The sequence below is a fragment of the Asanoa sp. WMMD1127 genome (assembly GCF_029626225.1).
Taxonomy (GTDB): Bacteria; Actinomycetota; Actinomycetes; order Mycobacteriales; family Micromonosporaceae; genus Asanoa.
Genome location: NZ_JARUBP010000001.1, coordinates 4,830,861 through 4,844,582 on the forward strand (window position 1 = coordinate 4,830,861; position 13,722 = coordinate 4,844,582).

Genomic DNA, 13,722 nt, shown 5'->3' on the forward strand with positions numbered 1-13,722 from the left:
GGACTCCAGCCCTGTCGTCAGCCGTTGTTCTCGCGGGTGGCCTCGGTGGAGCAGAATCCGGCGCAGACGTACCACCGCAGCCGGCTGCCGTGGCCGCCGAACTCGTTCTCGTTCGAGCTCTCCCAGTAGTCCATGTTGCACACGCCCCACCGGCCGCGCGCCAATTCCGAGCCCTCGCAGGTGCCACGCCGGTGCTCGCGGTAGGTGCCGTTGTAGTCCCGCAGTTCGTTGACCCAGGTGATCGTCGCCGGCCAGTTGCTGTCGCTCTTGAGCCACCACTGGTCGCCGTACCACTTGAAGCACGACTGCGCGTCGGGACTGTCGTTGCACGTCCACCCGCCGGACGGCGGGGTGCCCGGCGTCGCCGTGGTCGGCACGCTCGCCGCCGCCTGCGCCGGCCCGGCGACTCCGGCGACCCCGGCGACCGCGCCCAACGTCGCCAACACCGCGGCCGCGGCCATTCGTCGTAGCGCCCGCATCGCTGCCCTCCGATCGTCATGAGGCAGGCCGTCCCACCCCGTGGTCGCAGCATGACGGCGTGCCGTTCCAGGATCCGGGCGGCCTGGACGGTTCTGGATGCTTCTGGACGGCACATGCGAGGCTGACATCCATGGTCGCGAATCGACCCGACCCGCGGGCCGCGGCCGATCTCCGGGATCTCCTGGCCGCGCTCGACCGGCTGCGGATCGCGGCGGCGCGTCGGCGCGGCAAGGTCCGGCTCTCGCTGGTCGACCTGCAGGCGTTGACGGGCATTCCCAAGAGCAGCCTCGCCAACTACCTCGCTGGCCGCACGGCGATGCCGGCGGACGTGCTCGACCGCCTGGTGCTCGCCCTCGGCGTCCCACCGGCGGAGGCCGGCGCCTGGGCGGCCGCGTGGGAGCGGCTGACCGTGCCACCGGCCGGTCCGGTGCCGCGCCAACTGCCGCCCCCGCCCGGGCTCCTGGTCGGCCGGGACGAGACCGTCGCCGAACTGCGCGCCGCCTTGGCCGAGCCGTGGGCGCTGTGCCTGCTGGAAGGCTCCGGCGGCATCGGCAAGTCGGCGCTCGCGCTGCATGTCGCGCATCTGGAGGCGGGACGCTTCGACGGCGGTTGCCTCTACGCCGACCTGGCCGGGGCCGGCGACGAGCACGACATCGGCGTGGTGCAGGGCCGGTTCCTGCGCGCGCTGGGAGTGACCTCGGCGCCGGCCGCGCCGGAGGAGCGGACCGCGCTGCTGCGCACCGTGACCGCCGACCGGCGAGTGCTGGTGGTGCTCGACAACGCCGCCGCGGCAGCCCAGGTGCGGCCGCTGCTGCCGGCCGGACGGGCCTGCGCGACGGTGGTGGCCAGCCGCCGCGCCCTCGTCGACCTCGACCGGACCGCGGCGGTCGCCGTCGCGTTGCTTTCGGACGATGCGGCACGGGAACTGCTGACGCGGCTGGTCGGCGCCGGACGGGTCGCGGCCGACGAGTCCGCCGCCACCGGCATCGTCGCCGCATGTGGCGGGCTGGCCCTCGCGCTGCGGATCGTCGGCGCCCGGATCGCCGCGCGTCCGGCCGTGCCGCTGCGGGAGTTCGCCCAGCGGCTGGCCGACCAGCGCCGCCGGCTCGACGAACTCGAGGTAGGCGAGCTGTCGGTGCGTAGCAGCTTGCGCGTCTCCTACCGCGGCCTCACCACGGACTCGGCCTCGGCCGCGCGGGTCTTGCGACTGGCGGCGGAGCCCGACTGGGAGGACTTCACGGCCCGCTCCTGCGCCGCCCTGATGGCGGTCACGCCGCGCGAGGCGGGGCGGGCGCTGGACCAGCTTGTCGACGCGCACCTGCTGGAGGCCGGTGGTGAGGGCAGGTACCGCTTCCACGACATGGTGCGGCTGTTCGCGCGTGAGGTCGCCGCCGAGGCCGGTCCGGATGACGCCGCCGCGCCCGACCGGCTCGTCGCCGCCCTCGTCAGCACCGCCGCGACCGCCCACGGACAGCTGTTCCCGCACGACCCTCCGGTGTACGACGGCGACGCGCCGCACGGGCCGGCGGCGTGGCCGGCCGACGATGTGACCGCGTGGCGCTGGTTCGATCAGGAGTTGCCGAACCTCGTCGCCGTGGCCCGCCAACACCTTGCCGCGCGGCGCTCGCTCGCGGAGGTGCGTGACCTCGCCACCGCGGTCGTGCGGTTCACCCAGTCCGCCGGCTACGTGGCGGAGCAGGAGGAGTTCGGCCGGCTCGCGGTCGAGGCGGCGGAGCTGCTCGGCGACAAGCCGGGCGTGGCCCGATCTCTCATGATCCTGGCGGTGGCGATGCTGCGCTGCGACCGCACCGCCGCGGGCATCGACCTGTTGCGGCAGGCCCTCGCGGTGCAGATCGAGCTCGACCACCTGCCTGGCCAGGCGGCCTGCCTCAACAATCTCGGCAACGCGCTGCGCGACGCCGGCGACCTCGACGGCGCGGTGGAGTCCCTGAGCGAAAGCCTCGCCCTGCGCCGCCGGCTCGGTGACCGGCACAAGGTCGCGTCCACACTGGACAACATCGCCCTGGTGCGGCGGCGCATGGGCGCGTTCGAGGCGGCGCTCGTTTACCACCGCCAGGCGTTGGCGATCAACCGCGAGCTCGGCGACCGGCGACGGGAGGCCCTCATGCTCACCAACTTCGCCGAGACCCTCGTGCACGCCGGGCGCCCCGAGGAGGCGGCTGAGCGGGCGCGGGAGGCGGTGGCGCTGGCCGGCTTCGTCGGCAACACCTACGGCGAAGGGCTCGCGCTGGCCGTCCTCGGCCATGCCAGCGCCGCACTGGACCGTCCGAGGGAGGCCGCCGCCCATTGGCGCCGCGCACTGCCGCTGCTGGCCGGTCGGGACCCGTCCGCCCACGCCGCCGTGGCTGAGACGCTGTCCCGGCGCGACTGAGCGGCGAAGGCCCTCAGCGGGGAAGCGGGGCTCCGAGCAGCGCCAGTTCCCGGGCCAGGTCCGCCTCCGCGGACACCGGGCAGGCGAACGGCAGGCGTACGTCCTGGTGCTCGCCGCTGGTCTCGGCCCGCACCGTCAGCCCGTCGCGGTCGATTGCGACCGCCACGAGCCGGGCGTTCGGGGAGGAGATCGGGATCGCCAACCGCTCGATGCCCGGGCGCCGGGCGAGCTGATGCAGATGGGTGGCCTCGACGGCGGCCACGGGGTCGGGCCGGGCGGCCCGGTACGCGGTGAGCGCCACGTCGCCGGCGGTCGAGTGGCGGCGGAGGTGCACGGTGATCGGCTCGACCGCCCACAGCGCGACCGGGGGCAGCTGGAGCAGGGACTCGATGGTGCCGGCGTCGCAGCCGTCCAAGGCGGCCGGGTCCAGCGCCCGGACGGTTCCGGTGATGGTGACCCGGGCCCGCACCCGGCACCGCACCGGCACGGGCACGACCGAGGTCACGTCGAGGCGCACGCCGCCGGGCCGGCCGCGGGCGGCGACGAGGTGGCCGCCGGCCGGCGTCATCGGGTCGACGGCGACCGCCACCGAGCCGTCGGGCAGCACCGCGTGCGCGGCCAAGAGGTCGCAGGACGTGTCGCCGATCGTCATGCGCAACGAGTCGGCGACCGCCAGGACGGAACGCGTCGCGACCGCGTCGCACACGGGCATGCCGTCGGCCGTCCGACAGGCGTCCGACGCCATGCGGCCTCCTTCGAGGGAACAGGTAGAGGCATCTAGGGTAGCCTTACCTAATTCCCCCTGTGAAGGAGGCCGGCGCGCTGGTCAGGCGGGCTGGTATGTCAGGCAGTCGCTCGTCGTGGCGCCGGGGCCGACGCGGACCGACTCCGCGGTGCAGGCCAGCTTCTTGTTGTGGACACAGTCAGTGCGCGCGCACGCACCGACGGTGCCGGTGACGTCGGCGATGCCGCCGCGCACCGACGACTCGACGAATGTCGCGCACGACGCCGCGTCGCCGGCGGAGGCGACGGTCACGGCCGGCGCGTGACACCCTCCGTCGTTGAAGCTGCACGCCGTGGCGGCGCATTCACGGACGGCGGGCATCTGCAGAAGAGTTCTCATGGCGTCCTCCGTATTGCTTTATGTCGATGGATTCGCCTTTCGTCAAGCGTAGCAATAAATGGCCGGCCGCTCCCGCCCAACGATGCCGGTGCCGGTGTGTCGCATGGGATATCCGCAGGTCAGAGCCCGATTCAAAGGAATTCGGAAAAGCCTTCTGCGGGGACTAAAGGTTAGCCTGCACTAATTCGCAATAGGTTAGCCTAGGCTAATGGCACCTACCGAATCAGCTGCCGAGGGCGAAAGCGGGCGTCCGACGGTTTCCGCAGCTGCCCGCGGGCGTCGTCGAGCGGCAGGAGGCCGCGCAGCGCGGCGCCGAGGAACACGCCGGCCACGCAGTCGGTGACCCAGTGGTAGCCGAGATAGGTCACCGCGGCGAAGACGATCAGCACCGGGCCCAGCAGCACGGCCCGCCGGATCCCCGCGGGCAGCGTGCGGCGCAGGGTCAGCTCGACGAGCAGCAGCAGGACCGGGTACCAGATCAGCGTGTTGACGACGTGCCCGGACGGGTAGGACCAGCCCGCGTCGTGGGCGAACAGGTCGACCGCCCGTGGCCACGGCGCGTGCGGCGCGGACCGGTCGGTCCAGATCTTCAGGGGTACGACCACCGCGTAGCTGACGGCCGCGGTGCCCACGACCAGCAGGGCGGGCCGCACCGTGCGGTCCCGAAGACCCAGCAGCACCGCCGCCACCAGCAGGATCGCGGCGATGAGGTTGGCCGAGCCCAGGAAGTAGAGGGCCTTGGCGACGTGGAACGCCGACTCGGGCCGGTGCGCGTCGCTCCAGTCGCGGACGGCGACGTCGAGGTCGAGGAACGCGCCGCCCGCCAGCAGTGTGGTGAACACCGCGAAAGCGGCGAACCAGGCCGCCGCCGACCGCCACCGCCGCTCGCGCATCCGCACTCCCCGGTGTGCCCGCGCCCGTCATCGGATCAGCAGCCCGTAGCGTACCAATCGACGGTGGTCCACATTGTCCCTTCGAGAGACGGGCCTCGGCCGGCGCGCGCCGCCGCACTAGGCTGCTGCCCATGGCACCCAGCGGCGCCGGCTCGACGCGGGTCGACCAGGAGGAGATCACCTCGGTCGTCCGCGAGCTGCTGGCCGCCGTACCCCCGGGGTGTTCGTGGCTTCTGCCCGTGACGAACGCCGACGGCGACGTGGCCGACTTCGTCGTGGCGGCGGTCAGCGACGACGGCGCGGACCTGCACCGCCGCGGTTCGAGCCGGGTCGGCCAGCCGTTGAGCCAGCTCTACCCGAGCATGGTCGACGGGCCGCTGTGGGACCTCTACCGGCGCGTCCTTTCCACCGGCAGACCGATGGACGGCGTGGACTTCCGCTACGCGGAGCGGCGGGCCGGTGTCGTCGCCGACGCGGCGTTCGAGGTCAGCGTCTATCGCGTGCTGGGCGGGCTGCTGGTCCGGTGGCAGCGGGTCGACGAGGCCCGGCAGCGGCTCGAGCGCACGGAGCTGCTGGGGCGGCTCGGCTGGGCCGAGTACGACCTGGCCACCGGGCGCAGCGACTGGTCACCGGGCATGTTCCGGATCTTCGAGCGCGACCCGTCGGCCGGTCCGCTGTCGCGGGCGGAGCAGGGCGCCGCGATGCTGGCGGAGGACCGCGGCGTCGCCGAGACCGCCTGGCAGACGCTCGACAGCGGCACGGCGTCCGACGTGACGGTCCGGTTCCGGGTCGGCGCCGCGATCAAGCACCTGCGGATCCTCTCCGACGTCGTCCGCGACGGCGAGGGGACGCCGCTGAAGATCAACGCGGTCGTGCAGGACGTCACCGCCCGCGAGAACACCCGCTCGGCGATCGAGCTGCTGACCGACCAGCTGCGCCGGCGCGAGACGACCGCCGTGGCCGAGCACCGACTCGCCGCCCAGTTGCAGAACCTCATCCAACCGGTGCCACGCCAGCCGTTGCGGATCGGCAATTTGCGGGCGATGGTGACCTACCTGCCGGCGGAGAGCGCGATGAACGTCGGCGGCGACTGGTACCACGCCGCCGCGCTCGCCGACGGTCCCGTGGTGCTCGCCGTCGGCGACGTCGCCGGCCACGGCCTGCAGGCGGCCAACGGCATGGCCCACCTGCGGTTCTCGTTGATCGCCTGGCTCTCGATCGGGATCCACGATCCGGGCAGGCTGCTCGGCCACCTCAACCGGCTCTGCGCCCAACTCAAGATCACCGCCACGGCGCTGGTCGCGGTGTACGACCCCGCGGGCTCGACCCTGACCTGGTCGCGGGCCGGGCACATGCCGCCGATGCTCGGCCGGGCCGGCACGGCGCACGACCTCGGTGGGCCGGCCCAGCTCCTCCTGGGCGCCGAGGACACCACGCTCTATTCGAGCGCCTCGGTGCCGCTGCGGGCCGACGACCTGGTGCTGCTCTACACCGACGGGCTGGTCGAACGGCGCGACGGTGGCACGGCCGGCCGGGTCGAGGAGCTGCGGCAGGCGCTGTCGGACGTGTCCGGTCGCGCCGAGGCCACGCGGCTCGACGGGCTGCGCGAGGTGCTCCAGGTCGCGAGCCCCGACGACGACACCTGCGCGCTCACGGTGGAGATCCTCCCGCCCGACGTCACAGGGTGAGGCCGAGCCGCACCACGGTCCCGTGCGCCCCGGTCGTCGACGACACGTCGTCGCACACCCGCTCCACGATCGCCAGCCCGCGCCCCCGAACGGCGTCGGCCGGCGGCATCGCGCGGCCGAAGTCCCGCGCCGGGCCCTGGTCGAGGACCTCGCACACGAGCTGCCCGTCGCGCGCCCACACCGTGACCCGGCCGCCACCGGTGCCGTGCTGCAACGTGTTGGTCGCGAGCTCGCTGACCGCCAGCACCAGGAGATCCGCCCGGTCCGGCGCGAGCCCGTGCGCCTCCGCCCGGGTCCGTACGAACGCCCGCACCGCCGCCAGATCGCCGGCCTCGGAATAGTCGACCTCGGCGGTGTGCCCGCCGGGCCGGCGCACGTCAGACATCCTCCACCCCGACGCGGCCGTCGAGCGGCGGCCGCAGCAGGTCGGCGAGCCCCGTCAGCGCCAGCACGCGGGCCACCTCGCCCGCCGCGTTGACGACATAGAGTCGGCGCCCTTTGTCACGGGCGGCGTGATGCCCGACCACCAGGCCGTGTACGCCGCTGGAGTCCATGAACCGCAGGTCGGCCAGGTCGACGACCACGACGGCGGCCTGGTCGACGGCGCCCACGAGCACCGACGTGAACTGGTCACGAACGGTCAGGTCGCACTCGCCGGAGACCGCCACGACCGTCCGGCCGGGTTCGGCGAACGTCCGCGTCTCGAACTGCATCGCCCTCCGTTCGCGCGCCGCCGGGCAGCGGTCGTCATCATCGCATCCAAGCCGCCCGAACTGTAGATCACCGCTCGACTGCCACCCGGACAGCGTCGTCGTCGCCCACCTCGGCCGGGCCGGCGGCTGCGGTGCGCCCGTCCTGCTCGGCGGTGATCACCTTGCGCAGCGAGGCCGCCAGCACCGCCGCCGTCAGACAGCCGGCCACCGTGAGGGCCAGCCAGATCGAGCTGTGGCCGCCGCCGATCAGCGGCGCCGCGGTGATCGGGCCGACGATGCCGCTGGCGCCCCAGACCATCGAGCCGAGCGCATTGAACCGGCCGCGTAGCTCGTCGTTGGCCAGCGCGTTGAGCAGGGTCGGGTTGATCGGCGACAGCAGCGTCTCGCCGACCGCGAACACCGCGGCGCAGGCGATCACCGCCACGGCCGACGCGGCCGCGTGCCGGCCGTCGATCGCGCCGGCCACGCCGAGGATCAGCCACGACGCGGCCATGATGACGCCGACCACGGACAGCAGGATCGTGCGGCTGCGGCCCTGGATCACCCGCACGACGAACAACTGGGCCAGCACGATGACGAGCGTGTTGGCGGTGAACGCGTAGGCCACCGTTTGTGGGCCGACCTGCGCCACGTCGATCGCGAAAGCGGTGAAGCCGACCTCGATCTGGGCGTAGCCGCTGATCGTGAGCACGATGCTGAAGGCCAGCAGCCGGCGAAAACCACGGTGGGCGAACACCTCGCGGTAGCCGGGCTGGCGTAGTCGCGTCGCCTGGTCGTCGGTCGTGGCCGGGGCGAGCCGCCGCCCGACGCCGGGCATCGTCAGGAGGTTGACGAACGGCACCAGGTAGAGCGCCGCGTCGATCAGGTAGATGACCTGGAACGTGCCGGGCCGGTCGAGGTCGACGATCGCGCCCGCGATCACCGTGCCGGTGCCGATGCCGAGGTTGAGCAGCGCGAAGTTGAGGCCGAACGTCTTCTGCCGTTCGAGGCCGTCGGTCACCGACGACAGGATCGTCGTGTTGGCCGCCCAGATCACGCCGCCGCCGGCGCCGATCAGCGTGACGGACAGGAGCGCCTGCCAGTGCGTGTGGGCGAAGCCGACGCTGCCCACGCCGACGGCCTCGACGAGCAGCATCGGCAGGACGATCCGGCGTGCGCCGAACCGGTCGACCGCCCAGCCGCCCACCGGCCCGATCACCAGCGCGCACACGGCCATCCAGGCGATGATCAGGCCCGCCGTGCTGGCCGGCACGTCCCTGACCTTCGTCAGGTAGATGAACATGAACGGCAACGTCAGGCCGCGTCCGGTGGCCGAGAACAGGGTCGCCGCCAGCAGCCGGCGCGCCTCGGGCCGACGGGGAAGAGCATCACCGAACATGGGGCCCATCCTGACGTCCGGGTACGACAATCCGCCTCGCATTTACCGGCGGCGGGTAGCGTCTGGATCATGACTGCCGGTTGGTCCGCCGACGACCTGCGCCTGATCGACGCGAGCGCCGAGTTGCGGATCGCCGTGCGCGGCGTCGACGGCAGCCTGCGGCGGGCGGTCCCGATCTGGGTCGTGACGACCGGGGGACGGGTGTACGTGCGGAGCTGGCACCGCCGCGACACCGGCTGGTTCGGTCGGGCGGTGCGGTCCGGCCGGGCCCGGATCAGCGTGCCGGGTCTGGCGGCCGACGTCACGGTGACGGACCTCGGCGACACGTCGGCCGACGTGACGGCGGCCGTCGACGCCGCCTACCGCACCAAGTACGGCGGCGGCGCCGACTCCATGGTCACCCCCACGGCCGCGACGACCACCCTCCGCCTCGACCGCGCCTAGCTAGACGTACCAGACGCGCGGGCTGGTGTAGAGGCCGTGCGGACTTCTGCTCTGCGTGTAGACCTGCACCTTCCCGACCGCCGACCCCTGGCTCGGCAGGCCCTTGCTGGTGATCGAGCAGTAGTGGCGCCCGCTGCTGCCGACGTGGCGCTGGATAGATCGGTGACAGGTCTTCGGCGGTGGTGTCGAAAGGCGGTGGGCGGCTCCGACGTAGCCGTGACCGCACAGAGGGAGGCAGGCAATGGGCAAGATCATCTACTGGGTGCACACGTCGGTGGACGGGTTCGTCGACGGGCCAAACGGGGAGTTCGACTGGCCGACGATGGGGCCGGAGCTGTCCGCGTACTCCGACGGTTTGGATCGTCGGGTCGACACGCTGCTGTTCGGGCGGCCGGTCTGGGAGATGATGGTCGGCTTCTGGCCCAATGCCGAGTCGATGTCGGACGACCCGCACGTCACCGCGTTCGCGCCGTTCTGGCGGGCGACGCCGAAGATCGTCTTCTCCCGCAGCTACGAGGGCGACGAGTGGACCAGCCGGGTGATCAGCGGCGACCTGGCCACGGAGGTGGCGGCGCTCAAGGCCCGACCCGGCCGCGACCTGCTGCTCACCGGCGGCACCGCGCTGGCGGCCGCGCTGACCGAGCGCAGGCTGATCGACGAGTACCACGTGGCCGTGCATCCGGTGGTGCTCGGCGGCGGCCGGCCGCTGTTCGGCGCGCCCGAGCAGCGCAGGAACCTCCGGCTGGTGGAGACGCAGACTGTGGACGGCCAGGTCGTGGTGTCGCACTACCAGCTCGGCTGAGCGTCGTCAGCCGAAGTGGAGGCGCACGGTGTCGGGGTCGATCGTCGCCGTCCCGCCGCTCGTGCGCACCTCCAGGACGCACCCGTCCGGCTCGCCGCGGTCGCTCGGCCACCACACGCCCCAGATGCCGCCGCGCAGGGAGGCGGTGACCCGGAGGCCGTTGGCGAGGACGAGGTCGACGCCGGTCACGTCCGGTCCGCTCAGGCCGTACAGCTGGAAGACCTCGAGGCTGTCGACCCCGGGCTCCCGAGGTGGGTTCGCCAGGCTCGCGCCCAGCACGAGCACGTCGGCGGCGCCGGGTCGGGTGAACGGTTTGTCGTAGACGGTGGCCGCCGCCGCGCTGAGACCGCCGCGCGCCTTGATCCCGGAGAGGGCGATCAGCGGGTCCCGGGCGGTGCCGCGGCCGAGCGACACGTCGACGCAGTAGGTGAGGTCGCCGCGCCGGTCGACGAGCACCTGGCGGCGGTCCGCCTCCGCCCGGCGGGCCGGCACGCCCTCGATCGCCACGCCGCCCACGCCGAGGTCGGTGCACTGCGACGCCCACTCCTCGATGTCGTCCGACGAGCTTTCCGGCGGTGGGGCGGCCTGCGGCACGGCGGTCCAGCCGGCGTAGCTCGGCGGCGGATCCTGGGCATCGGCGAGGACGACGGACCCGGCGACGACGACCGCCGCCGCGGCGACCGTGGCCAGTCCGGCCCGCCGGTTCCGCTGCCACGCCGACACGGGTGGGGCCGATGCGGTGGTCACCAGCAGCTGCCGGATGTCGGCCTGGCGCACGGGGTCCATCCCGGACCGCAACGACGTCATGGCGTCTCCTCTCGTGGTGCCGGGCTGATCAGGTTGGGGGTTCCGCCGGCGAGCGCGTCGAGCCGGGCCCGCGCCCGCGACAGCCGCGACCGCACGGTCCCGACGGGCACGCCGAGCGCGACCGCGGCGGCCGCGTAGCTCAGGCCCTCCCAGACGCACAGCAGGAGCACGTCGCGGTCGGCGGGCGTAAGCCGTGCGATGGCGGCGCGGAGCTGCTCCAGCCGCCGCTCGTCGTCGAGGCGGGCGGCCACGTCGTCGGCGTGGTCCGGCACGGCCGGCGCCGCGGGCAGTCGGGACAGCGCCCGCCGATGCCGCAGGGCGGTGCGCCAGCGGTGGTGGATGGTGTGGCGGGCGATGCCGTAGAGCCACGGCAGCGCGGCCCCGTCGACGAGCTCGACGTCGGCCCGCCGCCGCCAGGCCTCGAGGAACACGATCGAGACCAGGTCGTCGGCGGCGTCCAGGGAGCCGGTGCGGCGGGCGCAGAAGGCGCGTACCGCCGCGCAGTGCCGGTCGAAGAGCACGCCGAAGCACTCGGCCTCGCCCTGGACGGCCCGCCGCCACAGCTCGCCGTCGCTCGTCTCGCTCGTGTCCGCCACACCCTCCTATGCCCGCAGCGGCGGTCGAGTTCCCTCGCTAGATCCGGGCCTGGCGGCGCAGGACGAGGGTCCCGCTGACGACCAGGGCCAGCGCGCCGACGACCAGGGTCCAGAAATATCGGCTGGGGGAGCTGTCCGGCTGGTCCCAGGCGCCCAGGGCGTGGAGCCCCAGCAGGGCCAGCATGATCGGGACCAGCAGCACCCCGGCGGCGATGGTCGCGCGGGCGTCGACGGCGACCCACAGCAGGAACCCGGCCATCACGACGGCGGTGGCGGCGGGTTGCAGGCCGATCGTCACGTCGTAGTCGGTCGGCAGCAGGACCACCGCGACCGGGACGGCGAGCAGCCACGCCCCGGGGCGGCGGGCGCCGGACGCGGGCCAGCGCAGCAGTGGCATGAGCAGCAGCGCGGCCAGCGGCAACGGCCAGATCGTCGGCTCGGTCATCACGAAGGCGCGGGTGGACGCGAACTCCGGGTAATAGCGGGCGCCGGTGACGACGTCGATGCCGACGAGGCTCAGGTGCGTGACGATCAGTGTGGCGGCGAGCGCGGCCACGGTCGCCAGCAGCCCGAGCACGTAGCGGCCTCCGGCGACCAGGACGACCGCGGCGGCGGCCAGCACTGTCGCGAGTGGATGGATGAGGTCGCTGGGGTAGGCCACGGTGCGGTCGGCGACGATGGGCACGAGGATCCTGCCGGTCTCGGCGAGGCTGCCGGCCGCGGCGTAGGCCACCAGCATCAGCACCGCCAGCCGCAGCGCCCCGCGGAAGCCCCGGCCGTCGGCGGGCAGGTCGTGTGTCCCGGCGCGGGCCTGGAGCCCACGCAGGACGAGAGCGGTCGCCTCCCGGACCGTCGGGCGTCGCTGACCGTCGCCGGCGGCCTCCATCAGCGTGCCGATCATCTCGGCGCCGCGCTCGCGCCGGTAGCGCTTCGGATAGGCTCGCAGCAGCCGCCGGTAGCGCGCCTCCAACATGTCCGCGGTCATGCCGGCTTCACCGCCCGCAACCGCCGCGCCGGCCGCTCCGTCACGACGCGGGCCGCCTCGACCATCCGGTCGGCCTCGGCACGCAGCGCGGTCACCCCCGCGTCGGTGAGGTCGTAGTAGCGTCGCGCCCGCCCGTTGACCACCTCTTCGTCGACCACGCCGACGAGTCCCTCGGTGCTGAGCCGGTCGAGCGCCGCGTAAAGAGTGCCGGCCGCCATCCGCACCCGACCGCCCGACAGCTCCTCGGCCCGCCTGATGATCGCGTAGCCATGCAGCGGACCGTCCATCAACGAAGCCAGCGCGTAGTAGCTCTGCTCGCGCATAGTCATGTCAACAGAGTATGCAGCCAGGCTCCCTATGGCAACGGCCCCACGCCGTGCTCCTTAAGATCCAGATCATGGCCAGCGTGTACGACAGCGAGCGGCTGGCGGCCGCCTATGCGTTCGATCGGCCTCCGTTGCATCCGCGGATCCTAGGGTCCGCCGGGCTCGCCGGCGGCGCGCGGCGGGCGTTGGACGTCGGCTGCGGCGCCGGGCTGTCGACCGCTGCCCTGGCGCCGTACGCCCGTGACGTCGTCGGTGTCGAACCCGTGCCGGCGATGCTCACCCACGCCCGGACGGTCGCGCCGCACGCCCGGTTCGTCGTCGCCGCCGCCGAGTGCCTGCCGTTCGCGTCGGGCTCGTTCGACCTGGTCACCGCGGCCGGTTCCCTCAACTACGCCGACCTTCCCGTCGCGTTCGGTGAGGCCGGCCGGGTCCTCACCCCGGATGGGCGACTCGTCGTCTACGACTTCTTCGACGCCCGCCGCACCGGCACGGGCGACGCCCTCGCCAACTGGTTCGCCGCCTTCGAGGCCCGGTTCCCGTTCCCGCCGGGTTGGCGACCGCTGGACGTCCGCGAGCTGCCCCTGACCGACTGGGGCTGGCGGCTGGTCGGCCACACGCGGGTCGAGGCCCGACTGCCGATGACGTACGACGCGTACCTGCGCTACACCTTCAGCGGGGTCAACGTCGACGACGCCATCGCCCGTGGCGTGTGCACCGCGCGGGAAGCGCACGAATGGTGCCGCGACACACTCGAACCGGTGTTCGCGCGCGGGGCGTTGACCGTGCTCGTCCCCGGCTACGTGGCCAGTGCCGTTAAGCTGGGCGGCGACCCGTCACCGCGAACCATCTCGGGAGAGCTCATGTCCGCCGACGACGAAGCCGCCACGCCGGACGAGACCGCTACGCCCGAAGAGGGCGCCGAGGAGGAGACGCCGGTCTTCGCCAACCGGGCCGAGCGCCGCGCCAAGGGCAAGAGCAAGGGCAGCAACCCGCGCGGCCAGGGCTCGGGCGGGTTCGTCGGCAAGGGCGGCACGTTCCAGCCGCCCCGCAACTACGGCAACCGCCGCAGCGGCTGAGCGCGCTGCGCCGGCTGCT

At 73.3% G+C, this 13,722-nt stretch carries 16 protein-coding genes; 5 read left to right on the forward strand and 11 right to left on the reverse strand.

From position 1 onward, the window contains the following. Positions 1-17: 17 nt before the first annotated feature. A complete protein-coding gene (locus O7635_RS23105; RefSeq protein ID WP_278082545.1) occupies positions 18-479 on the reverse strand; it encodes a hypothetical protein in 462 nt (153 codons plus the stop codon). A gap of 131 nt (positions 480-610) precedes the next feature. Between O7635_RS23105 and O7635_RS23110 the strand changes: the two genes are divergently transcribed. Further along, positions 611-2,872: a tetratricopeptide repeat protein gene (locus O7635_RS23110; RefSeq protein ID WP_278082546.1), complete on the forward strand. Its 2,262-nt coding sequence runs from the start codon at positions 611-613 to the stop codon at positions 2,870-2,872. Between the two features lie 13 nt (positions 2,873-2,885). On the opposite strand, the gene O7635_RS23115 is transcribed toward O7635_RS23110, so the two are convergent. The 3 genes from O7635_RS23115 to O7635_RS23125 form a co-directional block, all read right to left on the reverse strand. Next, positions 2,886-3,617 (reverse strand): DUF2470 domain-containing protein, encoded by a 732-nt coding sequence (locus O7635_RS23115; protein ID WP_278082547.1) that lies wholly within the window; start codon positions 3,615-3,617, stop codon positions 2,886-2,888. Between the two features lie 81 nt (positions 3,618-3,698). Beyond that, on the reverse strand, positions 3,699-3,995 hold the full coding sequence (locus O7635_RS23120; protein ID WP_278082548.1) for a DUF1540 domain-containing protein: 297 nt from the start codon (positions 3,993-3,995) through the stop codon (positions 3,699-3,701). 215 nt (positions 3,996-4,210) lie between these two features. Continuing rightward, complete coding sequence (locus tag O7635_RS23125) at positions 4,211-4,888, reverse strand: phosphatase PAP2 family protein (RefSeq protein ID WP_278082549.1); 678 nt, start codon at positions 4,886-4,888, stop codon at positions 4,211-4,213. 131 nt (positions 4,889-5,019) lie between these two features. On the opposite strand from O7635_RS23125, the gene O7635_RS23130 reads away from it, so the two are divergent. After that, positions 5,020-6,576 (forward strand): SpoIIE family protein phosphatase, encoded by a 1,557-nt coding sequence (locus O7635_RS23130; protein WP_278082550.1) that lies wholly within the window; start codon positions 5,020-5,022, stop codon positions 6,574-6,576. On the opposite strand, the gene O7635_RS23135 is transcribed toward O7635_RS23130, so the two are convergent. The 3 genes from O7635_RS23135 to O7635_RS23145 form a co-directional block, all read right to left on the reverse strand. Continuing rightward, positions 6,566-6,961, reverse strand: a complete 396-nt coding sequence (locus tag O7635_RS23135) for an ATP-binding protein (RefSeq protein ID WP_278082551.1) — start codon at positions 6,959-6,961, stop codon at positions 6,566-6,568. The two genes, O7635_RS23130 and O7635_RS23135, sit on opposite strands and share 11 nt — an antisense overlap. Further along, a complete protein-coding gene (locus O7635_RS23140; RefSeq protein ID WP_278082552.1) occupies positions 6,954-7,289 on the reverse strand; it encodes an STAS domain-containing protein in 336 nt (111 codons plus the stop codon). The genes O7635_RS23135 and O7635_RS23140 overlap by 8 nt, the downstream gene beginning before the upstream one ends. 67 nt (positions 7,290-7,356) lie before the next feature. Continuing rightward, a complete protein-coding gene (locus O7635_RS23145; RefSeq protein ID WP_278082553.1) occupies positions 7,357-8,667 on the reverse strand; it encodes an MFS transporter in 1,311 nt (436 codons plus the stop codon). 69 nt (positions 8,668-8,736) lie between these two features. Between O7635_RS23145 and O7635_RS23150 the strand changes: the two genes are divergently transcribed. Then, on the forward strand, positions 8,737-9,111 hold the full coding sequence (locus O7635_RS23150; protein WP_278082554.1) for a DUF2255 family protein: 375 nt from the start codon (positions 8,737-8,739) through the stop codon (positions 9,109-9,111). Positions 9,112-9,352: 241 nt separating this feature from the next. Next, positions 9,353-9,913 (forward strand): dihydrofolate reductase family protein, encoded by a 561-nt coding sequence (locus tag O7635_RS23155; RefSeq protein WP_278082555.1) that lies wholly within the window; start codon positions 9,353-9,355, stop codon positions 9,911-9,913. Positions 9,914-9,919: 6 nt separating this feature from the next. Here the strand turns inward: O7635_RS23155 and O7635_RS23160 are convergent, their stop codons facing one another. From O7635_RS23160 to O7635_RS23175, 4 genes are read right to left on the reverse strand one after another with little or no spacing between them, the layout of a single operon-like run. After that, the gene (locus tag O7635_RS23160) at positions 9,920-10,720 is read right to left on the reverse strand and encodes a hypothetical protein (RefSeq protein WP_278082556.1); all 801 of its coding nucleotides are present in this window, start codon (positions 10,718-10,720) and stop codon (positions 9,920-9,922) included. After that, positions 10,717-11,316 carry an RNA polymerase sigma factor gene (locus O7635_RS23165; protein ID WP_278082557.1) on the reverse strand — a complete coding sequence of 200 codons (600 nt, stop codon included), beginning with the start codon at positions 11,314-11,316 and terminating at the stop codon, positions 10,717-10,719. Before O7635_RS23165 ends, O7635_RS23160 begins: the two co-directional genes overlap by 4 nt. Positions 11,317-11,353: 37 nt before the next feature. Continuing rightward, entirely contained in the window at positions 11,354-12,301 is a 948-nt protein-coding gene (locus O7635_RS23170; protein ID WP_278082558.1) for a hypothetical protein, read from the reverse strand. Beyond that, complete coding sequence (locus tag O7635_RS23175; RefSeq protein ID WP_278082559.1) at positions 12,298-12,630, reverse strand: PadR family transcriptional regulator; 333 nt, start codon at positions 12,628-12,630, stop codon at positions 12,298-12,300. Before O7635_RS23175 ends, O7635_RS23170 begins: the two co-directional genes overlap by 4 nt. Before the next feature lie 68 nt (positions 12,631-12,698). Between O7635_RS23175 and O7635_RS23180 the strand changes: the two genes are divergently transcribed. Continuing rightward, entirely contained in the window at positions 12,699-13,703 is a 1,005-nt protein-coding gene (locus tag O7635_RS23180; protein WP_278082560.1) for a class I SAM-dependent methyltransferase, read from the forward strand. Positions 13,704-13,722: the final 19 nt, after the last annotated feature.

Excerpts from the sequence above, each read along its gene's own strand:
- O7635_RS23145 (WP_278082553.1), bottom strand. The coding sequence starts at position 8,667 with ATGTTCGGTGATGCTCTTCCCCGTCGGCCCGAGGCGCGCCGGCTGCTG.
- O7635_RS23105 (WP_278082545.1), bottom strand. The coding sequence starts at position 479 with ATGCGGGCGCTACGACGAATGGCCGCGGCCGCGGTGTTGGCGACGTTG.
- O7635_RS23115 (WP_278082547.1), bottom strand. The coding sequence starts at position 3,617 with ATGGCGTCGGACGCCTGTCGGACGGCCGACGGCATGCCCGTGTGCGAC.
- O7635_RS23155 (WP_278082555.1), top strand. The coding sequence starts at position 9,353 with ATGGGCAAGATCATCTACTGGGTGCACACGTCGGTGGACGGGTTCGTC.
- O7635_RS23140 (WP_278082552.1), bottom strand. The coding sequence starts at position 7,289 with ATGCAGTTCGAGACGCGGACGTTCGCCGAACCCGGCCGGACGGTCGTG.
- O7635_RS23120 (WP_278082548.1), bottom strand. The coding sequence starts at position 3,995 with ATGAGAACTCTTCTGCAGATGCCCGCCGTCCGTGAATGCGCCGCCACG.
- O7635_RS23150 (WP_278082554.1), top strand. The coding sequence starts at position 8,737 with ATGACTGCCGGTTGGTCCGCCGACGACCTGCGCCTGATCGACGCGAGC.
- O7635_RS23130 (WP_278082550.1), top strand. The coding sequence starts at position 5,020 with ATGGCACCCAGCGGCGCCGGCTCGACGCGGGTCGACCAGGAGGAGATC.
- O7635_RS23170 (WP_278082558.1), bottom strand. The coding sequence starts at position 12,301 with ATGACCGCGGACATGTTGGAGGCGCGCTACCGGCGGCTGCTGCGAGCC.
- O7635_RS23160 (WP_278082556.1), bottom strand. The coding sequence starts at position 10,720 with ATGACGTCGTTGCGGTCCGGGATGGACCCCGTGCGCCAGGCCGACATC.
- O7635_RS23180 (WP_278082560.1), top strand. The coding sequence starts at position 12,699 with ATGGCCAGCGTGTACGACAGCGAGCGGCTGGCGGCCGCCTATGCGTTC.
- O7635_RS23125 (WP_278082549.1), bottom strand. The coding sequence starts at position 4,888 with ATGCGCGAGCGGCGGTGGCGGTCGGCGGCGGCCTGGTTCGCCGCTTTC.
- O7635_RS23135 (WP_278082551.1), bottom strand. The coding sequence starts at position 6,961 with ATGTCTGACGTGCGCCGGCCCGGCGGGCACACCGCCGAGGTCGACTAT.
- O7635_RS23110 (WP_278082546.1), top strand. The coding sequence starts at position 611 with ATGGTCGCGAATCGACCCGACCCGCGGGCCGCGGCCGATCTCCGGGAT.
- O7635_RS23175 (WP_278082559.1), bottom strand. The coding sequence starts at position 12,630 with ATGACTATGCGCGAGCAGAGCTACTACGCGCTGGCTTCGTTGATGGAC.